Origin of the sequence: Sphaerisporangium sp. NPDC005288 (genome assembly GCF_040607475.1) — a bacterium.
In the GTDB taxonomy this organism is placed as follows: Bacteria; Actinomycetota; Actinomycetes; order Streptosporangiales; family Streptosporangiaceae; genus Sphaerisporangium; species Sphaerisporangium rhizosphaerae.
The window spans coordinates 89,010-109,157 of the sequence record NZ_JBEXGT010000016.1; the positions used below are offsets into that span (position 1 = coordinate 89,010).

Annotated in this window: 20 protein-coding genes; 14 read left to right on the forward strand and 6 right to left on the reverse strand. The window is 72.7% G+C overall.

Going from position 1 to position 20,148, the window contains the following annotated elements; translation table 11 throughout:
- Positions 1 to 24: 24 nt before the first annotated feature.
- The 4 genes from thyX to ABZU32_RS17280 form a co-directional block, all read right to left on the reverse strand.
- Entirely contained in the window at positions 25 to 810 is a 786-nt protein-coding gene (thyX, locus tag ABZU32_RS17265) for an FAD-dependent thymidylate synthase (RefSeq protein ID WP_354923176.1), read from the reverse strand.
- A gap of 84 nt (positions 811 to 894) precedes the next feature.
- Complete coding sequence (locus ABZU32_RS17270) at positions 895 to 1,761, reverse strand: HAD-IB family hydrolase (protein WP_354923179.1); 867 nt, start codon at positions 1,759 to 1,761, stop codon at positions 895 to 897.
- A gap of 131 nt (positions 1,762 to 1,892) precedes the next feature.
- Entirely contained in the window at positions 1,893 to 2,486 is a 594-nt protein-coding gene (locus ABZU32_RS17275) for a DUF5667 domain-containing protein (protein ID WP_354837787.1), read from the reverse strand.
- A gap of 216 nt (positions 2,487 to 2,702) precedes the next feature.
- Positions 2,703 to 3,302 (reverse strand): sigma-70 family RNA polymerase sigma factor, encoded by a 600-nt coding sequence (locus ABZU32_RS17280; RefSeq protein WP_354837789.1) that lies wholly within the window; start codon positions 3,300 to 3,302, stop codon positions 2,703 to 2,705.
- 230 nt (positions 3,303 to 3,532) lie between these two features.
- On the opposite strand from ABZU32_RS17280, the gene ABZU32_RS17285 reads away from it, so the two are divergent.
- Positions 3,533 to 5,170, forward strand: a complete 1,638-nt coding sequence (locus ABZU32_RS17285) for an antibiotic biosynthesis monooxygenase (protein WP_354923182.1) — start codon at positions 3,533 to 3,535, stop codon at positions 5,168 to 5,170.
- A gap of 19 nt (positions 5,171 to 5,189) precedes the next feature.
- Here the strand turns inward: ABZU32_RS17285 and ABZU32_RS17290 are convergent, their stop codons facing one another.
- Positions 5,190 to 5,438 (reverse strand): glutaredoxin family protein, encoded by a 249-nt coding sequence (locus ABZU32_RS17290; RefSeq protein ID WP_354923185.1) that lies wholly within the window; start codon positions 5,436 to 5,438, stop codon positions 5,190 to 5,192.
- Positions 5,439 to 5,669: 231 nt separating this feature from the next.
- Here ABZU32_RS17290 and ABZU32_RS17295 point away from each other — a divergent pair, with 231 nt between their 5' ends.
- The 13 genes from ABZU32_RS17295 (at position 5,670) to ccsB (ending at position 19,616) form a co-directional block, all read left to right on the forward strand.
- Positions 5,670 to 6,377: a redox-sensing transcriptional repressor Rex gene (locus ABZU32_RS17295; protein ID WP_354837795.1), complete on the forward strand. Its 708-nt coding sequence runs from the start codon at positions 5,670 to 5,672 to the stop codon at positions 6,375 to 6,377.
- A complete protein-coding gene (locus ABZU32_RS17300; protein WP_354923188.1) occupies positions 6,374 to 7,732 on the forward strand; it encodes a glutamyl-tRNA reductase in 1,359 nt (452 codons plus the stop codon). The genes ABZU32_RS17295 and ABZU32_RS17300 overlap by 4 nt, the downstream gene beginning before the upstream one ends.
- Entirely contained in the window at positions 7,729 to 8,658 is a 930-nt protein-coding gene (hemC, locus tag ABZU32_RS17305) for a hydroxymethylbilane synthase (RefSeq protein WP_354923191.1), read from the forward strand. The genes ABZU32_RS17300 and hemC overlap by 4 nt, the downstream gene beginning before the upstream one ends.
- A gap of 119 nt (positions 8,659 to 8,777) precedes the next feature.
- On the forward strand, positions 8,778 to 10,310 hold the full coding sequence (locus tag ABZU32_RS17310) for a uroporphyrinogen-III synthase (RefSeq protein WP_354923332.1): 1,533 nt from the start codon (positions 8,778 to 8,780) through the stop codon (positions 10,308 to 10,310).
- A gap of 94 nt (positions 10,311 to 10,404) precedes the next feature.
- Entirely contained in the window at positions 10,405 to 11,394 is a 990-nt protein-coding gene (hemB, locus tag ABZU32_RS17315) for a porphobilinogen synthase (protein ID WP_354837801.1), read from the forward strand.
- 84 nt (positions 11,395 to 11,478) lie between these two features.
- Positions 11,479 to 12,132 (forward strand): bifunctional DNA primase/polymerase, encoded by a 654-nt coding sequence (locus ABZU32_RS17320; protein ID WP_354837803.1) that lies wholly within the window; start codon positions 11,479 to 11,481, stop codon positions 12,130 to 12,132.
- Between the two features lie 76 nt (positions 12,133 to 12,208).
- The gene (hemL, locus tag ABZU32_RS17325) at positions 12,209 to 13,510 is read left to right on the forward strand and encodes a glutamate-1-semialdehyde 2,1-aminomutase (RefSeq protein WP_354923194.1); all 1,302 of its coding nucleotides are present in this window, start codon (positions 12,209 to 12,211) and stop codon (positions 13,508 to 13,510) included.
- 160 nt (positions 13,511 to 13,670) lie between these two features.
- Positions 13,671 to 14,654, forward strand: a complete 984-nt coding sequence (locus ABZU32_RS17330; RefSeq protein ID WP_354837807.1) for a LysR family transcriptional regulator — start codon at positions 13,671 to 13,673, stop codon at positions 14,652 to 14,654.
- A gap of 144 nt (positions 14,655 to 14,798) precedes the next feature.
- Positions 14,799 to 15,440, forward strand: coding sequence for a histidine phosphatase family protein (locus ABZU32_RS17335; RefSeq protein WP_354837809.1), 642 nt, complete (start codon positions 14,799 to 14,801; stop codon positions 15,438 to 15,440).
- Positions 15,441 to 15,539: 99 nt separating this feature from the next.
- Positions 15,540 to 16,142 (forward strand): TlpA disulfide reductase family protein, encoded by a 603-nt coding sequence (locus ABZU32_RS17340; protein WP_354923197.1) that lies wholly within the window; start codon positions 15,540 to 15,542, stop codon positions 16,140 to 16,142.
- A gap of 63 nt (positions 16,143 to 16,205) precedes the next feature.
- Complete coding sequence (locus tag ABZU32_RS17345) at positions 16,206 to 16,913, forward strand: cytochrome c biogenesis protein CcdA (RefSeq protein ID WP_354923335.1); 708 nt, start codon at positions 16,206 to 16,208, stop codon at positions 16,911 to 16,913.
- The gene (locus ABZU32_RS17350; protein WP_354923200.1) at positions 16,913 to 18,601 is read left to right on the forward strand and encodes a cytochrome c biogenesis protein ResB; all 1,689 of its coding nucleotides are present in this window, start codon (positions 16,913 to 16,915) and stop codon (positions 18,599 to 18,601) included. The genes ABZU32_RS17345 and ABZU32_RS17350 overlap by 1 nt, the downstream gene beginning before the upstream one ends.
- Positions 18,591 to 19,616: a c-type cytochrome biogenesis protein CcsB gene (gene ccsB / locus ABZU32_RS17355; RefSeq protein WP_354923203.1), complete on the forward strand. Its 1,026-nt coding sequence runs from the start codon at positions 18,591 to 18,593 to the stop codon at positions 19,614 to 19,616. Before ABZU32_RS17350 ends, ccsB begins: the two co-directional genes overlap by 11 nt.
- Before the next feature lie 132 nt (positions 19,617 to 19,748).
- Here the strand turns inward: ccsB and ABZU32_RS17360 are convergent, their stop codons facing one another.
- Positions 19,749 to 20,054 (reverse strand): PLDc N-terminal domain-containing protein, encoded by a 306-nt coding sequence (locus ABZU32_RS17360; protein WP_354837816.1) that lies wholly within the window; start codon positions 20,052 to 20,054, stop codon positions 19,749 to 19,751.
- Between the last annotated feature and the right edge of the window lie 94 nt (positions 20,055 to 20,148).

Below are 20,148 nucleotides of genomic sequence, written 5' to 3' on the forward strand. Positions count from 1 at the left end.
GAGGGCCGGGCGGCGTCGTCGAGGTCAGACCTTGCGCCAGCCGGGGGTCCAGACGCCGTTCTCGACGGTGTAGTCGCCGAACAGGGCGGGGGCCTCCTTGGCCATCAGCTCGCCGACCTTGCCGAAGATCAGCCGGATCTCCTCCTCGGCCCCCGCCGCCGTGCGGTTCTCGATGACGTGCCGAAGGGTGCGCACGTTGGCGGTCCACACCATGCCGGTGGCCAGGCCTTCGGGCGCGAAGCGCCGCATGAAGGAGGTCTTCGCCTTCTTCTCGCCGAAGGGCACGCCCTGCTCGTCCAGCCCGAAGTGGCCGGCCATCCAGTGCTGGAACTCCTCCATCCGCCCGAGCAGCTCGCTCGCCCGTTCCATCAGCTCCGGATCGGCGAGGGCCCACTGGGGGAACCAGAACGGCAGGTCGTCCAGCCGCACGAAGCGCAGCGACTCCTGCGAGACCGCCGTGCCGGCCCGGTGGCGGACCAGTTCGTGCGTGGCCACCCGGCTGACGTCGTGCAGGACGAACGAGAAGCTCACGTGCTCCAGCACCGAGCCATGGGCGCTGGCCAGGATGTTGCGGAGGTAGTCCTCCTGGTCGGTGCGGATGCGGGTGACGTTGGGGTTCAGCCCCGGCTCCCAGGAGCGGTAGCAGATGCGCCCGGCGAACTCGGCGAGGTTCTGCGCGTCGTCCAGATCGCCGCGGTCGACCCTCTCTAGCCAGTTGTCCCCGCCCACCTCGGCGAGATAGCCGGCGACCTCGTCGTAGTCCAGCCGGGGGCGGGCGATGAGACGGACCTCGGGCTCCACGTGACGCAAGGTGATCCTCCGCGGCGACTTTCCGGAAAACGGCCGCCACGAGTCTGCCATGCCCACTCGCCGGGCCGCCCACGGACGGTCGGCTCAGGCGGAGCGGTAGTGCTTCCTGAGGGCGATGGCGGCGGCGACGCCGCCCGCCACGGCGCCCGCGCCCGCCGCGATGGGAAGCCCGATCATGGTGGCCCTGCGCCCGGTGCGGAAGTCCTTGACCGCCCACTCGTTCTTCCTGGCCTGCTCAAGCAGCAGGCCGTCGGGGTTCACCGCGATCGGGTGGCCGACCAGCCGGAGGAGGGGCAGGTCGTTGGCGGAGTCGCTGTAGGCGGTGCAGCGCGACAGGTCGAGGCCCTCGCGGCGGGCCAGCGCCTTGACCGCCTCGGCCTTGGCGGGGCCGTGGAGCAGGTCGCCCACGAGGCGGCCGGTGTAGACGCCGTTCTCGGTCTCGGCGACCGTGCCGAGCGCGCCGGTCAGCCCGAGGCGCTGGGCGATCACGCGGGACAGCTCGACCGGGGTGGCGGTCACCAGCCAGACGCGCTGGCCGTTGTCCAGGTGGCTCTGCGCGAGCGCGCGGGTGCCTGCCCAGATGCGGTCGGCCATGACCTCGTCGTAGATCTCTTCGCCGAGGCGCACGACGTCGTCCACCTTGAGGCCGACGACGAACGCCAGGGCGGTCTCCTTCGCCCGGGCGATGTGCTCGGGGTTCTCGTTGCCGCGCACCCGGAACAGGGCTTGGCCGAGCGCGAACATCACCAGGTCCTTGGTGGTGAACAGCCCGCGGGAGGCGAGCCCGCGAGCGAAGTGGTAGATCGAGGCGCCGCGCATCATCGTGTTGTCGACGTCGAAGAATGCCGCGGCGGTGGGGTCGGGCTCGGCGACCGGCGACGACACCGCCGCCGCCGCGGCGACCTCCCCGGCTATCTCGGCCTCGGTGTGCCGTCGCAGTAACCGCCTCATAGCACCTCAGCTTAACGGGGAGAAGGGGGTGGAGTCGGTGTACGTGGCGTTAGCGTGGCGTGACCGTTCGGGCACGCGGCGGCGTCCGGAAGGGCCTGCCGCACCGCCCTTCGTGTGGGTCGCGGGGCCCGTCAGGGGGTCATGTCCTCGATCATGTCGAGGTAGGCGCTGGCCTTCATGCGGTCGTCGCCGCCGAGCTGGGGGATCATCGGCTCGACGACGTCGCGCTGTTCCTTGGTGAAGCGCTTGAGCGCCGGGGCGTGCGTCCCCTGCCGCTTGACGTGCCCGAGCGCCGACAGCGCCGACCGGGTGGTGGAGGTCATCTCGTCCAGGGTGGGCCCGATGAGCCGCTCACGCCGGGAGTCGGGGTAGCCGAGCAGCGCGGCGGCCTCGGTGGCGCGGGAGTGGGCGGCCGTCAGCTCGCGCTGGGCGCGTTCGATGTCGTCGGTGGTGAGGCTCAGCACGGTCGCCTCGGCGGCCCGCTTGATCGGGTAGAGGTTGTCGCCGGGCACCGAGGCGTAGGTCTGGACCCCGGTGACCACCATCACGGCGGTCAGGGCGACGATCAGCGCGCCCGGCCGCAGCCGGACGAGGAGCGGGGGGCGGCGACGGCGCCGCCCGGTGTCCGGCTCGAGATCGGGGCCGGTGACCTGGGCGGCCAGGATCTCCTCGCGGAGCCGGGCGCGGAAGTCGGGGCTCGGGCCGTGGGCGGGCTCGGCGCCCATCGCGCGGAGCCGGGCCGCGAAATGGGGTTGAGGGCGCCGACGGCTGCCGGCGGACGAACGCCTGTGCGGCCACCGCGTAGGCCCCCACTTGCCCATGAAAGCTCCCTGCCGCGCCCACTACGATGATCCATAGGTGCTACATGCCCAACGATGCGGGGAGCCATCAGGTTACGGCCGCCCCGCCGGCCGGAGATCCCTCGCGAGGGTCACCCTAGATCAATTGAGATCGTCCGGAAGAGCCCTGGCGAGCGCGCGGACCGCGCGGAACTGCAGGGCCTTGATCGCGCCGCTCTTCTTGCCCATGATCAGCGCCGTCTCGGCCAGCGACATGCCGTGCAGGAAGCGCAGGACCACGCACTCCTGCTGCTCGGGGTTGAGGTCGCGGACGGCCCGCAGGACGCTCTCGCTGACCATGGTCGCCACCACCGCGTTCTCCGGGATGTGCGGCCCGTCCATGGGGGTGTCCAGCACCTCGGCGGTGGACACCTCCATGCGGTAGCGGCCGGACTTGAAATGGTCGGCCACAAGGTTCCTGGCGATGGTCACCAGCCACGCGCCGAAGTCCCTGCCCTGCCAGGTGAAGTCGGCGATGCGCCGCAGGGCCCGCAGGAACGTCTCGCTGGTGATGTCCTCCGCCAGCGCGTGGCCGCCCACCCGGAAGTAGACATAGCGATAGACGAGATCGACGTAGCGGTCGTACAGCGCCGCGAAGGCGTCCGCGTCGCCGGTCTTGGCGCGCAGGACGATCCTGCGCAGTTCGTCGGCGTCCGGGGAAGGACGTTCGCGCTGCTCGGCGGCGGCGCGGGTGGGGTTCACTGTGTCGGCCGATCCTGGTGGGGAAAGCCCGGCGACCGACCATGAGTTCGACATCCGGTATCCCTGGGGAGCAAAGGGAAGGGCGCGTGCGTGCTCGAACACTCTAGAAATCATCGGGAAATTACACAATCCACTTTGCCTCAGTAACTACCACGCGTAACAGGAGTGCTGTGGCACTTCGGACACCGGCTACCGGTTTGGAGGTAATGTCCGGCAGAGTTGGGGCCATCATGGAAGCCGTCGTTGCCGTCACCGCCTTCGCGGGTGCGCTGTTCGCCGCCATCACCACTGGCATCCTGGTCGGACGTCTCAGGGACGACCGGAGCGGCTGGCTCATCGCCTGGACCGTCACCACCTCGGCGCTGTGCCTGGCCCTGGGCGCCGTCGCCATCGGGCACCTGATGAAGTTCGGGCCCGTGACCTTCAGGGTCTACCAGATCACCGGGGCGTTCCTCGCGCCGTTCTGGCTGGCCATAGGCATGATCCAGATGCTCGCCGAGAAGGCCCCCGCGAAGTTCGCCGCCTGGCTTTTCGGCATCGCCTTCACGTTGATCACCACGGTCATCCTGATCCTCGACCCGGTGAGCAACCCCGAGAAGTTCACCACGACCCTGCCGCTCGGGGACACCCACTGGACGATCATCCCGACGGCCCTGCTGAACGCCGCCCACGCCATCACCTATCTGATCCTCATCGGCTGCCTGATCCTCGCCGTCCTGCGCTGGCGCGGCGGCGACGACGTGGACGCCGACAACATGCACGCCGGCGTGGTGCTGGCGCCCACGGGCCTCGCCCTGGTGGGCGCCGTGCGCTTCGCGATCCCCGGCGTGTTCGCGGCCCTGGTGACCATCCTCATGGTCGGGGCCGTCTGGTACGCCGTCGCCCGCCCCCTCGCCCCCTACGACGAGGATCGCGACGGCCCTGACGACGACTGGGACGACGCGCGTCCCGCCGCGCGCCGCCGGGCCGCCGAACCCGAGGCCCCCTACGAGTCGTCGGGGCCGCTGCCGGCGACTCCGGCGATGTCGCCGCCGCGCCGCTCCGGGCTCGGCGACCTGGTGGCCGAGTACCGCGCCAACGACCCGGGCGACGTCGACTACGCGGCCCGCATGCAGCCCTCCGGCGGCTTCGGCGGAGCAGGGGGCCAGGGCGGGCCCGGCGGCCAGGGCGGCTATGGCGGTCCGATGACCGGCGAGTTCATCAACCCCGACGCTCCGGGCGGCGCTCCGGGGCAGGGCGCGCCGGGACTCGCGGGCCCGTACGGCTCGCCCATGCCGGGAGCGCCGGGCCGCCCGGCGGGCGGCCATCAGGGGCAAGGGGCCGGCGACCCGGCCGGGCAGCACGGGCGGGGGCCCTTCGACCCCGCCGGGCCGAACGGCTCGCACCGCGCCCCCGGGCCGGACGCCGCGATGCCGGCCACCGGCATGCTGTTCAACAGCAACGAGATCAACCAGACCCTCGGCCGGCCGGACATCCCCGTCGCCGGCGGGCGCCGGGGCGAGTCGCCGCTGCCCTCGGGCCCGTCCGTGCGGCCCTCGCCGAGCATCTATGGCCTGCTCACCGTGTTCACGTTGATCGACGGGTCGGGTGAGGCGTTCGACCGGCTGGCGGAGGAGACCGTCGAGGCCGTGCAGCGCAGCGAGCCCGACACGCTGATCTTCGTCTGCCACGCGGTCAAGTCGGCCCCGCTGCAGCGCATCGTGTACGAGCTCTACCGGGACGAGGTGGCCTTCAGCGAGCACCAGCGCCAGGCGCACATGGAGCGCTTCGCCCGCGAGCGGGTGGCCCATGTGCTGGCCGCCAACGTCATCGAGCTCAACGTCAACGCCGCCAAGGTCGTCCCCCTCCCGACCGCCTTCAGGGTCTAGCGGGGCGGGGAAGGCGGCGTCAGGCGGACAGGGCGGCGCGAAGGCGCGCCTCGTCGACGCGCCAGAAGTCGTGCTGGACGCCGTCGATGAGGGTGACCGGGATCATCTCCCAGTAGGCGGCCTGGTCATCCTCGGAGGCGGTGATGTCGCGCTCCTCCCAGGCGACCCCGAGCTCCGCCGCAACCTTCCCGATGACGGCCCTGGCGTCGTCGCACAGGTGGCAGCCGGGTTTGCCGAGCAGGGTGATCGTGTGGTCGCGCGGAGGCATGGACCCAGCCTAACGGCACCCCCCTCTGTGCGACCGATCACAGTGGCGGGGCCGGATCGGGGACCGCCACCCCTACCTGCGACAGTTGGGACCCGAGAGGAGGCGCTCGCACTTTGTGCATAGCTTCACAAAGGTACTAACCTGGATGCCTGCGCCCTTCTCCTCGACATCCGTCGCAACGCGAGCGCGGCCGGGGCGCACCGGCCGCCCGTCCCCTGGAGCTCCGGTCAAGTGACCCGCCGCCCGTCCCACGCGCGCGAACGTGGCATCCCCGATGCGACCGTCGCGCGGCTGCCGCTCTACCTGCGCGCGTTGAACGGACTCGCGGAACGGGGCACGGCCACCGTAAGCTCGGAAGACCTGGCCGTCGCCGCAGGGGTGAACTCCGCCAAGCTCCGCAAGGACCTGTCGCACCTGGGGTCCTACGGGACGCGCGGCGTCGGCTACGACGTCCAATACCTGATCTACCAGATCTCCCGCGAGCTGGGCCTGACGCAGGACTGGGCCGTGGCCATCGTCGGGGTCGGCAACCTCGGCCGCGCGCTCGCCGCCTATGGGGGGTTCGTCTCCCGGGGGTTCCGGGTGGCCGCGCTGTTCGACGCCGACTCGGCCGTGGTCGGCGAGCAGCTCGTGGGGATGGCCGTGCAGCACATAGACGAGCTGGAAAGCGTGATCGACAAGCGGGGGGTGTCCATCGTGGTCATCGCGACGCCCGCGGCGGCCGCCCAGCAGGTGGCCGACCGGGTCATCGCGGCCGGGATCACAAGTATCTTGAACTTCGCCCCCGTCGTGCTCACCGTGCCTGACGGAGTCGATGTCCGCAAGGTCGACCTCTCGACCGAACTGCAGATTCTTGCGTTCCATGAGCAGCGCAAAGCGGATCGTGAAACAGGGAGCCCCATGATGGCCGAGGACTGGGCCGAGGCGATGGACGCATGAGCCTTCTCGCGGTAGGTCTCAGCCACCGGACGGCGCCGGTAGCGCTGCTCGAACGCGTCTCGGCGTCCGGGGACGCCTTAGTGAAGCTGCTGCACGACATCGCCCGCGACGAGCACGTGTCCGAGGTGATGATCGTCTCCACCTGCAACCGGGTCGAGGTGTACGCCGAGGTCGACCGCTTCCACGGCGGCGTCACCGCGGTCACCGGCATGCTCGGCGCGCACTCCGGCGTCCCCCAGGAGCAGCTCACCCGCCACCTGTACGTCCACTACGAGGACAGGGTGGTCGAGCACCTGTTCACGGTGGCCTGCGGTCTCGACTCCATGGTCGTCGGCGAGGGGCAGATCCTGGGCCAGGTGCGCCAGTCGCTGCGCCTGGCCCAGGAGCAGGGCACCGCGGGCACCATCCTGAACGAGCTGGCCCAGCAGGCGCTGCGCGTCGGCAAGCGCGCCCACACCGAGACCGGCATCGACCGCGCGGGCGCGTCGCTGGTCGGCGTGGGCCTCACTCTGGCCGAGCGGGTCCTCGGCCCCCTCCAGGGCAGGCGGGCGCTGGTGGTGGGCGCGGGCTCGATGAGCGCGCTGTCCACGGCGACCCTCGGCCGGGCCGGCGTGACCGACATCGTGGTGGCCAACCGCACCTTCGAGCGGGCCGCGCGCCTGGCGCAGAGCGTCGGCGGCCGTGCGGTCGAGCTGTCGGACGTCGAGCGCGAGCTCGCCGCCGCCGACCTGGTCATTTCATGCACCGGAGCAGGTAGCGTTGTCATCGACACCGAAATGGTGGCGCGGGTTCCGCGCGGCAAGCCGCTGTTCCTGCTCGACCTCGCGCTTCCACACGACGTGGACCCCGGCGTCCGCACCGTTCCCGGCGTCACCCTGGTCGATCTTGAGTCCATGCAGCAGGCCGGGCTCGGCGACCAGGCCGACGGCGGCGACGGCGTCTCCGAGGGCGTCGCCGCGGTCCGGGCGATCGTGGCGGCCGAGGTGTGCGGCTACCTGCGCGCCGAGCGCGCGGCCAAGGTCACCCCGACGGTGGTGGCCCTGCGGTCCAAGGCCGCCGACGTCGTGGAGGCCGAGCTCGGACGCCTGGTCACCCGGGTGCCCGAGATGGACGAGCGGGTGCGCGGCGAGATCGCGCAGACCGTCCGCAGGGTCGTGGACAAACTACTCCACGAGCCGACGGTGCGTGTCAAGCGGTTGGCCGCGTCCCCGGCGGGTGATCATTATGCCGAGGCGCTGCGCGAGCTGTTCGACCTGAACCCGAAGGTACCGGAGGCGGTGACGAGGGCCGACGTGGCCGAGGTGGAGACCGTCGAGACCGGGATCACCGGTCACGCAGGCGAGGAGGACGCATGAGCGGCGAGGCACTGAAACTCGGCGTCCTGCGCCTGGGCACCCGCAGGAGCCTGATGGCCACGACCCAGTCGGGGCAGGTGGCCGACCGGCTCACCGCGCTGACCGGCCACACCGTCGAGCTGGTCGGCGTCACGACCTTCGGCGACGTCACCAAGACCCAGCTCGCGCAGCTCGGCGGCACCGGCGTGTTCGTCAGCGCCCTGCGCGACAAGCTCATCGCGGGCGACATCGACTTCGCGGTCCACTCCCTCAAGGATCTTCCGACCAAGCCCGACCCGCGCGTGGTCGTCGCGGCCATCCCGCCCAGGGACGACCCGCGCGACGCGCTCGTCGGCCCGGCGGGGCTCGCCGACCTCCCGCCCGGCGCCCGCGTGGGCACCGGCTCCCCGCGCCGGGTGGCCCAGCTCCGCCTGCTGCGCCCCGACCTCGACTACGTCCCGATCCGCGGCAACGCCGACACCCGCATCGGCAAGGTCACCTCCGGTGAGCTCAGCGCCGTCGTGCTGGCCGCCGCCGGGCTCGGGCGCATCGGCCGCCAGGCCGAGATCTCCCAGCTTTTCGACGTCGACGAGATGCTTCCCGCGCCGGGCCAGGGGGCCCTCGCGGTGGAGTGCCGCGCCGACGACGCCGCCCTCGTCGAGCTGCTCGCCGTCCTGGACGACCCGCGCACCCGCGCGGCCGTCACCGCCGAGCGCGCCCTGCTGGCCACCCTGGAGGGCGGCTGTCACGCGCCCGTAGGTGCGTACGCGGCCGATGACGGGCACATTCTCAACCTGACCGCCACCGTGGTCGCCATCGATGGCGCCCGGTCGGTGCGCAAGTCCACCGCCGGTGATCCCTCGGCGGCCATGGAGCTCGGTCGCGACCTCGCGGCCGCCATGATCGCAGAGGGAGCCGGCACGTTGATGGGGGAGCGGACCCATTGAGCTCCGGAAGCCAGACCAGCAAGACCACCGAGCACGGCACCGCGGAGGCCACGGGGGCGCCGCGGGCCACGGGCGGCCGTGACGGCGACGCCCGGGGTCGCGCCGGTTTCGTGGCGTTCGTGGGCGCCGGGCCGGGGGACGAGAACCTCCTGACCCTGCGCGGCGCCGACCTGCTGTCGCGGGCCGACGTCGTCGTGCTCGACAAGGAGGCCTACGGCGGCCTGCTGCGCCACTGCCGCGACGACGTCAAGGTCGTTGACGTCTCCGACGACATGGGCGCGGTGTCGCTCAAGGCCGTGCAGGAGGCCAAGGCCGGGTACAACGTCGTGCGGCTGTGCGCCGGCGACCCCGGCTTCTTCTCCTCGGTGTCGGAGGAGGTCGCGGCGTGCGCCAAGGCCGACGTCGAGTTCGAGATCGTGCCGGGCGTGCCGCCCGCGACGGCCGTGCTGACCTACGCGGGCATCGCCCCCGCCGTGGCGGTGCCGGAGTTCCGGGTCGTGGACGCCGCGCGGGTCGACGACTGGTCGGTCCACGCCGCCGCCCCGGGCACCGTGGTGATCTACAACGGCATCGGTGAGGCGGTCCCGATCGCCAAGGCGCTGATGGCCGCGGGCAGGCCCGACGGCACGCCGGTCGCGGTCACCCAGAGCGGCACCACCACCGAGCAGTACACCGTGGTCTCCTCGCTCGGCCGGCTCGCCGCCGACCTCAAGCACGCCGGCATCGCCGAGCCCGCGATCATCGTCGTCGGCGACGCCGTCGCCACCCGCGACCGGCTGTCGTGGTTCGAGAACAAGCCGCTGTTCGGCTGGCGGGTCCTGGTGCCGCGCACCAAGGAGCAGTCCGCCGGGCTGTCGGAGCAGCTCCGCTCGTACGGCGCGGTGCCCGAGGAGGTGCCGACGATCTCCGTGGAGCCGCCGCGCACCCCGCAGCAGATGGACCGCGCCATCAAGGGCCTGGTCACCGGCCGCTACGAGTGGGTCGCCTTCACCTCGGCCAACGCCGTCAAGGCGATCAGGGAGAAGTTCGAGGAGTACGGCCTGGACGCGCGGGCGTTCGCCGGGCTCAAGGTCGCGGCGGTCGGCGAGGCGACCTCCAGGGCGCTGGTGGAGTTCGGCGTCAAGCCCGACCTGGTCCCGGTGGGGGAGCACTCCTCCGAGGGGCTGCTCGCCGAGTGGCCGCCGTACGACTCGATGCTCGACCCGATCAACCGCGTGCTGCTGCCGCGCGCCGACATCGCGACCGAGACGCTCATCGCGGGGCTCACCGAGCTGGGCTGGGAGTGCGACGACGTCACGGCCTACCGCACCGTCCGGGCGGCCCCGCCGCCCGCGCCGATCCGCGAGGCGATCAAGGGCGGCGGTTTCGACGCCGTGCTGTTCACCTCCTCCAGCACCGTGCGCAACCTGGTCGGCATCGCCGGCAAGCCGCACAACGTGACGGTCATCGCGGTCATCGGGCCGCAGACCGCCAAGACAGCCGAGGAGTTCGGCCTGCGCGTGGACATCATGGCCGACAATCCTTCGGCTTCGGCACTGGCGGCCGCCCTGGCCGAGTACGGTGCCAAGCAGCGCCAGGCGGCCCTCGCCGCCGGCGACGTTCCCCGGCGGCCCTCACAGACCCGAAGGGGCGCCCGACGAAGGGCCAAGTGACCGGCGGCCTGGCCGGGCCGCCGACGTAGCCGAGATTCCCAGGTCAACGCGTGCGCGCGGGTCCCCGAGACCGGCCTGGTGAGTGGGAGATGAGATGACCGACGCGCAGTTCCCCGTCGCGCGGCCCCGCAGGCTGCGCAGCGGCCCGGCGATGCGGCGCATGGTGGCGGGCACCCGGCTGCACCCGGCCGAGCTGGTGCTGCCCATGTTCGTCAAGGAGGGCGTCACCGAGCCGCAGCCGGTCTCGTCGATGCCGGGCGTGGTCCAGCACACCCGCGACTCGCTGCGCAAGGCCGCGCACGAGGCCGCGGAGGCCGGCGTGGGCGGCCTCATCCTGTTCGGCATCCCCGAGGTCAAGGACGCCCGCGGCTCGGCCGGCGACGACCCGGACGGCGTCGTCCAGAAGGCCGTGGCCGATCTGCGCGCCGACCTCGGCGACGCCGTCGTGGTGATGACCGACACCTGCCTGGACGAGTTCACCGACCACGGGCACTGCGGCGTGCTGACCGCCGCGGGGGAGGTCGACAACGACGCGACGCTGGAGCGCTACGCCTCGGTGGCCGTGGCCCAGGCCAGGGCCGGCTCGCAGGTCATCGCGCCGAGCGGCATGATGGACGGCCAGGTGGGCGCCATCCGCGCCGCGCTGGACGCCGACGGCTTCTCGGGCGTGCCGATCCTCGCCTACTCGGCCAAGTACGCCTCGGGCTTCTACGGGCCGTTCAGGGAGGCCGCCGAGTGCGCTCCGCAGTTCGGCGACCGCAACGCCTACCAGCAGGACCCGGCGGGGCCGGTGGGCGAGGCGCTGCGCGAGGTGCGCCTGGACCTCGCCGAGGGCGCCGACGCCGTCATGGTCAAGCCCGCGCTGGCCTACCTGGACATTCTGCGCCAGGTGCGCGACAGCGTGGAGGTGCCCGTCGCCGCCTACCAGGTGAGCGGCGAGTACGCCATGGTGGAGGCCGCGGCGGCCAACGGCTGGATCGACCGCGACCGCATCATCATGGAGTCGCTGATCGCCATCCGGCGCGCCGGGGCGGACATGATCCTCACCTATTGGGCTACCGAAGTGGCCAGGAGACTATCCTGACGGGCCATTTTCCGGGGGTCGGCTCACCTTGGGCGGCCGCCATCGTGCATCATCGGTGAAAGGCAGGGGTGGGGGAGGAACACGATGGTGGGGGTACCGCTGGCGGCTCGCCGGGCGAAAAGGCGAGCGCGATCTCATGCGAAGGCACACGCGATCACCTCGGTGCTCGAGTACGCCGAGATGGGCTGGGCGAGCTGTATGGGCGCCCACCCGCTACGCGAGGGCGCGCGCGCCTGCTCGTGTGACCGGGTCGGCTGTCCCGACCCGGGCGTCCACCCGATCTCCCCGGCCTGGAAGATGATGGCCACCACCGACGCCGCGCTGCTCACCCGATGGTGGGAGCAGAACCCCGAGGCGAACGTGATCCTCCCCACCGGCAGGGTGTTCGACGTCTTCGACGTGCCGGCCACGGCGGGCCAGAGCGCCCTCGCCGCCATGGACGCCGCGAACTTCACCACGGGCCCGGTCGCCGCCAACGGCGACCGGGTCCTTTTCTATGTGGCCACGCGCGGCGCCCCCGAGGACGAGGACGAGTGGTGGTCCTGCCATCTCGACCACACCCCAGAGACGATCGAGGACACTCCGGGGCTGCGCTGGCACTGCCGCGACAGCTACGTCCTGGCCCCGCCGTCGTCGCTGGCCGACGGCTCGCACGCCCGCTGGCTGCGCCCGCCCGACGGCCGGCCTCTGCCCGACCCGCTCCACGTCCTCGACCGGCTGGCCGACGCCGCCGAGTGACCCTCGCAGCGAGCGGCCCTCCCGGCGTCCACGGGGCTCGCCGAGGGCCGGCGCCGCCGGGGACTAACCTGGACGCGTGAGCCGTACGAAGATCTCAGAGGACCTGTTCGAGCGCGCCCGTGCCGTCGTGCCCGGCGGCGTCAACTCCCCGGTGCGCGCCTTCGGCGCCGTCGGAGGCACGCCCCGGTTCATGGAGTCCGGCGAGGGCCCGTACATCGTGGACGCCGACGGCAACCGCTATGTCGACCTGGTGTGCTCCTGGGGCCCGATGATCCTCGGCCACCGGCACCCCGCCGTGGTCGAGGCTCTCGCGCAGGCCCTCACGCGCGGCACGTCCTTCGGCACCGCGACGCGCGGCGAGGTCGAGCTGGCCGAGGAGATCGTCTCCCGGGTCGCGCCGGTCGAGAAGGTCCGCCTGGTCAGCTCCGGCACCGAGGCCACCATGTCGGCGGTGCGGCTGGCGCGCGGGTTCACCGGGCGCTCGCGCGTGGTGAAGTTCGCCGGGTGCTACCACGGCCACGTCGACGCGCTGCTCGCCGCCGCGGGGTCGGGGGTGGTGACCTTCGGCCTGCCCGACACCCCGGGCGTCACGGGCTCCTCCGCCGCCGACACCATCGTCCTGCCCTACAACTCGCCCGAGGCGGTGCGCGAGGCGTTCGCCGCGTACGGCGGTGAGATCGCCTGCGTGATCACCGAGGCGTGCCCGGCGAACATGGGCGTGGTGCCCCCCGCCCCGGGGTTCAACGAGCTGCTCCGCGAGCTGTGCACGGCGAACGGCGCCCTGCTCATCGTGGACGAGGTGCTCACCGGCTTCCGGGTCACCGACGCCGGCTGGTACGGCCTGGCGCCGGTGGAGGCCGACCTGATGACCTTCGGCAAGGTCATGGGCGGCGGCCTGCCGGCGGCGGCGTTCGGCGGGCGTGCCGAGGTCATGAGCCGCCTGGCGCCGGAGGGGCCGGTCTACCAGGCGGGCACCCTGTCGGGTAACCCGCTGGCCTGCGCGGCCGGGCTGGCGACGCTACGGGCCTGCGACGAGGAGGTCTACGACCGCGTCGACGCGGCCGCCCTGATCGTCGGGCGGGCGGCGTCGGACGCGCTGGCCGCCGCCGGGGTGCCGCACCGGCTCCAGCGGGCGGGCAACCTGTTCTCGGTGTTCTTCACCGATGCCCCGGTCGCCGACTTCGACGGGGCGCGCACCCAGGACACCGCCGCCTACCGCGCCTTCTTCCACTCCATGCTCGACCAGGGTGTCTACCTGCCGCCGTCGGCGTACGAGGCGTGGTTCCTGTCCGCCGCCCACGACGAGGAGGCCCTGACCCGGGTGGCCGAGGCGCTGCCCGCCGCGGCCAAGGCGGCCGCGACCGCCTCCGCGGGCTGACCCGGCGGCGCGTTCGCGAAGCGCCCGGTCACGTCGGGCGCTCCGTTACGCGGAGAGTCCCGTTACGCGGAGAGTCCCGTTACGCGGAGAGTCCCGTTACGCGGAGCGCCGCGGTTCAGTGTGAGCGCCATTTTCCGGCCGGATGATTTAGCATCGCTTTATGCTCGATCTCCATCGGTTGAAGGCGCTGCACGCGGTGTCGGTGTACGGGTCGGTCGGCGCCGCGGCCGAGGCGTTGATGGTGACGCCCTCGGCCATCTCTCAGCAGATCGCCAAGCTCGAGCGGGAGACCGGGGCCCGGCTCATGGAGCGCAGCGGCCGCGGCGTCAAGCTCACCGACGCCGCCGGGCTGCTCGCCGAGCACGCCGAGCGCATCCTCGCGCTCGTCGAGACCGCCGAGGCCGACTTCGAGGCGCTGCGCGGGGCGGTGGTCGGACGGCTGGTCATGGCCGCCTTCCCGACGGCCGCCCGCGGGCTGCTCCCCGGGGCGCTCAGCGAGCTCAAGCAGCGCCATCCCGACCTGGACCTGGTGCTCCACGAGCGCGAGCCCGAACGGCAGATCCGCGAGGTGTCCCGCGGCGAGCTCGATCTCGCCATCGTGCAGGACTGGCTGAACCGCCCGATGGCGATCCCCGAGGGCCTGTCGCGGGCCTCGCTGCTCGACGACGTGGCCGACGTGGTGCTCCCGGCCTCCCACCCGCTCGCGGGCCGCCGCGAGATCGACCTGGCCGAGCTGCACGGCGAGCGGTGGATCAGCTCCTCACCCGGCACGGTCTGCCACGACTGGCTGGTGTTCACCCTGCGCACGGCGTCGCTGGAGCCCGAGTTCTCCTGCATGGCCGACGAGTACCCGACGCAGACGGCGCTGGTGGCGGCCGGCCACGGCTGCGCCATCGTGCCGCGCCTCGGCCGTGACCACGTCCCGGCGCAGGTCGCCATCGTGCCGATCAGGCCCCGTCCCACCCGGCGCATCTACGCCGTGTGGCGCACGGACGCGGCCCGCCGCCCGGCGATCCGCGCGGCCGTGGAGGTGCTGCGGCAGATGGCCCCGCCGCCGGGGCTGGTGCCGGTCTCCGGCGACTCCGGCCAGGCGGCGGGGCCGTCCCCGGCCGAGGCGGGCGGGCTCCACCCGGCGTCCTCCTGACGGCGGGCGCCCCCGCGGCGCCGGGCCACGCGGGGCCACGCCGGGCCACGCTCCTCCGCGCCGGGCCGCGCCGGGCCGCGCCGGCCACGCCGGGCTCGGCTCGGCATGGCGCGTTGAGGCCGGACCAGTAGTCTGGTGTCCGTCATGACTGAAAGCACCGTTGTCCACCTGCTCCGGCACGGAGAGGTGCACAATCCCCAGAACCTGCTCTATGGCAGGCTGCCCGGATACCACCTCTCCGAGAACGGCCGCTCCATGGCCGAGCTGGTGGCCAAGGCCCTCGCGGGCCGCGACATCACCGTGCTCTACAGCTCCCCCCTCGAACGGGCGCAGGAGACCGCGACCCCGATCGCGCAGACCCTCGACCTGCCGATCAGGACCGACGAGCGGCTGATCGAGGCCGACAACCTCTTCCAGGGCCACGTCATCGGCGGCATGTTCCGCGCGCCGCGCAACCTGCGGCACATGTGGAACCCGGCCCGGCCGTCCTGGGGCGAGCCGTACGTCGAGATCGTCCGGCGCATGCGCGCGGCCATCGACGCCGCCCGTGCCGAGGGCAGGGGCCACGAGGTGGTGATGGTCAGCCACCAGCTCCCGATCTGGGTGATCCGGCTGGCCGCCGAGGGCCGGCGGCTCTGGCACGACCCGCGCCGCCGCCAGTGCGCCCTGGCGAGCCTGACGAGCTTCACCTTCGAGGGCGACCGGCTGGCGAGCGTGGGCTACAGCGAGCCGGCGGCCTCGCTCGTGAAGCCCTCCGGGTCGCTCGGCGCCCCCAAGCGGCGCTAGCCGGACGTCCGCGCGCCCCGTGCCCCGATTTCGAGGGCGTGCGGTGCGCTGGGTAGGGTTTGAAGCTCTACCTCTTGTAGTACAAGGAGACCCTGCTCCGTGTCCACGGTGTCCACCAGGTCCTCGAGGTCGCGTGCCTTCGTCACCGCGCTGCTGGTCGCGGCGGCGCTGGCGGGATGCGCCGGCGGCCAGGGGTCCTCCTCGCAGCCGCAGTCCGGCGACACGCGCTTCGTCGCCGGCGACGGCAGCATGCGCGTGGTGCCCGCCGCCGAGCGGCAGGCGGCCCCGGCCATCGAGGGCCAGACCCTGGACGGCGCCGCGACCGCGCTCGCCGACCACAAGGGCAAGGTCGTCGTGCTCAACTTCTGGGCCTCCTGGTGCGGGCCCTGCCGCGGCGAGGCCCCGGTCCTGAAGGACGTCGCGGCCAAGACCAAGGCCCGCGGCGTGCAGTTCCTCGGGGTCGACGCGAAGGACGACAAGGCGCAGGCGCTGGCCTTCCAGCGCACCCAGCAGCCCGGCTATCCGAGCCTGTACGACCAGCCGGGCAAGGTCGCGCTGGCCTTCCGCGGCATGGTCAACCCGGCGGCGATCCCCTCCACCCTCGTGCTCGACCGGCAGGGCCGGGTCGCCGCGCGGGCGCTGGGAGAGGTCCGCTACTCCGATCTGATGAACGTGGTGACCAAGGTCAGCGATGAGAAGTAGCCGCCGCGCCGCCGCGCGCCCCGCCCCGCGGGGTGCGCCGTGAGCGGCTTCACGGGCACGGTCATGGCGGGCTCGCTGCTGCTCGCCCTGCCGGTGGCGCTGGCCGCGGGCCTGGTGTCGTTCCTGTCGCCGTGCGTGCTGCCGCTGGTGCCCGGCTACCTGTCCTATGTCACCGGCATGAGCGGCGACCCCCGGCGGGGGCGCATGGTGGCGGGCAGCGCCCTGTTCGTCCTGGGCTTCTCGCTGGTCTTCGTCGCCGGCGGCGCGCTGTTCGGGGGCCTCGGGTCCCTGCTGCTCGGCAACGCCGGTGTGATCACCCGCGTGCTGGGCGCGCTGACGATCGTGCTGGGCCTCGCCTTCCTCGGCCTGCTGCCGGGCCTGCAGCGGGACGTGCGCATCCATCGCTTCCCCGCCGCGGGCATCGCGGGCGCGCCGCTGCTCGGCGTGGTCTTCGGCCTGGGCTGGACGCCGTGCATCGGCCCCACGCTGTCGGCCGTGCTCACCCTCTCCCTCGACCAGGCCAGCGCGGTGCGCGGCGCCGTGCTCGCCTTCGCCTACGCCCTGGGGCTGGGCCTGCCGTTCGTCCTGGCGGCGCTCGCCTACCGCAAGGCCATCCAGACGTTCACGGCGGTGCGCCGCCACTCGCGGCTGATCACCCGGCTCGGCGGCGCCATGCTCGTCGTCGTCGGCGTGCTGCTGGTGACCGGCCTGTGGGGCCAGGTCATCGCCGGTCTGCAGGGCTGGGTCGGCGGATTCGAGCCGGTGATCTGATGACGACGACCGAACAGATCCAGGCCGAGCCGGCCCGCCCGGCGGGGTTCGGACCGGTGGGCTGGCTGCGCTGGGCCTGGCGGCTGCTCACCTCGATGCGCACCGCCCTCATCCTGCTGTTCCTGTTCGCGCTGGCCTCGGTGCCCGGGTCGATCTACCCGCAGCGGTCCATCAGCCCCGACAAGGTCGCGCAGTACTTCAAGGACAGCCCCGGCGCCGCGGCCTGGCTGGACCGGCTGTGGCTGTTCGACGTGTTCACCTCGCCGTGGTTCGCGGCGACGTACCTGCTGCTGTTCATCTCGCTCGCCGGGTGCGTGATCCCCCGGGCGGCGGCCCACCTGCGTGAGCTGCGGCGCGAACCGCCCGCGGCGCCGCGCAACCTGTCCCGGCTTCCCCAGCACGCCTCGTTCGAGGCCGGTGGCGCCACGGTGGAGTCCCTCGCCCGGACGCTGCGCGCCAGGCGTTTCCGCACCGTCACCGGGCCGGGCTGGGTGGCCGCCGAGAAGGGCTATCTGCGCGAGACCGGCAACCTGCTGTTCCACGCGGCGCTGCTGGTCCTGCTGGTCGCGGTCGGCGCGGGCGGCCTGTACGGCTACCGCGGCAACGTGCTGGTGGTCGAGGGCAACGGCTTCGCCAACACCGTGGCCGCCTACGACCGGTACATCCCCGGCCAGCGGGTCTCGCCGGACTCCCTGGAGCCGTTCTCCTTCACGTTGCGCGACTTCCAGGCGACCTACGTCGGCTCGGGCGAACGCCGCGGCCAGCCGCTGGACTTCTCGGCGCGGCTCGCGGTGTCCGACCGCCCGGGCGCGCCCGAGCGGCCCTACGACCTGCGGGTCAACGAGCCGCTGGAGGTCAACGGCACCCAGACCTACCTGCTCGGGCACGGGTACGCCCCGGTGTTCAAGGTGCTCGACGGCAAGGGGCAGGTGGCCTTCGAGGGGCCGGTGCCGTGCCTGACCGCCGACCAGGTGACCTACACCTCCGAGTGCGTGATCAAGGTGCCGGACGCCCTGCCGCAGCAGCTCGGCTTCCTGGTGCGGTTCCTGCCGACGACCGTCCCGGCGCAGGACGGCTCCTGGGTCTCGGTCTTCCCGGGCGCGGCCAACCCGACGGCGCAGGTGTTCGCCTTCTCCGGCGACCTCGGCATGAATTCCGGGCGCCCGCAGTCGGTGTACCAGCTCGACACCAAGAAGCTCAAGCCTCTGGTCATGGGCCTGAAGACCGAGCCCCTCGCGGTCGGCGGCACCCTGCCGCTGCCCGGCGGCGCCGGTTCGATCCAGCTCACCGGCGTGCGCGAGTGGATCAGCCTGCAGGTCGCCTACGACCCCGGACGGCTCCCGGCGCTGCTGGCGGCGGGGCTGGCCGTGCTGGGGCTGGTGCTCTCGCTCACCGTCCGCCGCCGCCGCGTCTGGGCGCGGGTGGGCGAGGCCGGCGACGAGGCCGCCACCGTGGAGGTCGGCGGGCTGACCCGCACCGAGAGCGGCGACGCCGGGTTCGCCGAGGAGTTCGCCGAGATCGTCACGGCCCTGCGGGGCCCACAGGGCGGTGCGGACGACCCGCCGCACGGTCCGCAGATGGAGCGCCCCGCCCCGCCGCGGGAGGCGGGGGACGGCGCCGCCGCGCCGCCGCAAGAAGCCGAGGCCGGCAAGGCCGCCTCGCCGCAAGGAGTCAAGGATGCCCACTGACGTCAACGCGGGGCTCGCCACGCTCAGCGACCAGCTGATCCTGGCCACCGTCCTGCTGTACGTGTTCGCCATGATCGGCTACGCGCTCGACCTCGGCTTCGGCCGCGGCCGTGGCGCCGGGCGGCCGGTCGCCGCCGGGCGTGGCGCGCAGGCCAAGGTCGCCGTCACGGCCGGCGCCGTCCAGACGCTGGACCGTCCCGCGGACGGCGCGGACGGTTCGGACGCCTCGGAGGCCCCGAACGGCGGCTCAGGCGACCGGCAGGACCGTCCGGCGGGCGGTGCGCCGCCCGCGTGGGCGGCGCGGGCCGCCACCGTCGCGGTCACGCTGAGCGGCCTCGGCTGGGTCGCGCACCTCGGCGCCATCATCACCCGCGGCCTGGCCGTCGGCCGCTGGCCGTGGGGCAACATGTACGAGTTCGTGGTGGCGATCTGCTTCGCGGCGGTCACCGCGTTCCTGGTCATGCAGGCGCGCCAGCCGGTGCGCTTCCTCGGCGCGTTCGTCTCGCTCGCCGCGGCGCTCGGGCTGGGCTTCGCCGTCCGCTACCTGCACGTGCAGGCCGGCCCGGTGGTGCCCGCCCTGAACTCCTACTGGATCGCCATCCACGTCACCGCGGCGATCTGCGCGAGCGGGCTGTTCATCCTCGCGGGCGTCGCGGGCATCCTGTACCTCACGCGCGGGGACGGCCCCTCGCGGCTGCCCGGCCGGGCCGAGCTCGACCGGGTGGCGCACCGCGCCATCGTGATCGCCTTCCCGATCTGGACGTTCGCGGTCATCGCCGGCGCCCTGTGGGCCGACAAGGCGTGGGGGCGTTACTGGGGCTGGGACCCCAAGGAGGTCTGGTCGTTCATCGCCTGGATCGCCTACGCGGCCTACCTGCACGCCCGGGCCACGGCCGGCTGGCGGGGACGGGCCGCGGTGATCATCCAGCTCGTCGCGTTCGGTTGCCTGCTGTTCAATCTGGTGGGCGTGAACATCTTCCTGTCGGGTCTGCACTCCTACGCGCAGGTGCCCTGACCGGCTGAGCCCGCCTGGCCCCTGAGCCTCCCCTGACCGCCTCGCGGCCCCCCTAGGGGGCGCTCTCCCGTGCCGGAAACCGCCGGCACGGGAGCTCTGCGGTCGTCTCTCGAAGGGCCCGCGGGGCGGGTTTCAGTCGTCGTCTCGGCGGAGGCGACGGTCGAGGTCGCGGAGGAAGTCGGGGTCGTCGTCGGGGCCACGGGGCGCGGAGGGGCGAGGGCCGGGACGGCCGGTGCGCTGCCGCTGGACGGCCTGCTGGCTCAGTGGTCGGCCGAGGAGCAGCCACAACACACCGCCCAGGTCGACCAGCAGGACGACGATGAGAACCCACAGGAGCTTGGGCAGGTTCCGCACGTCGCCCTCCGGCGTGGTGATCACGTCGAAGAGGCAGTAGAGCCAGAAGGCTAACAGCGCCAGGCCAAGAAGCACGCTAGGCATGTCCGCAGGGTATGCCATCCCACGGGAGATCGTGTCCAGCTCGGGTTCACGCGGCCATCGATCGATCGCCATCGGACATTACTGGTGACTCCCG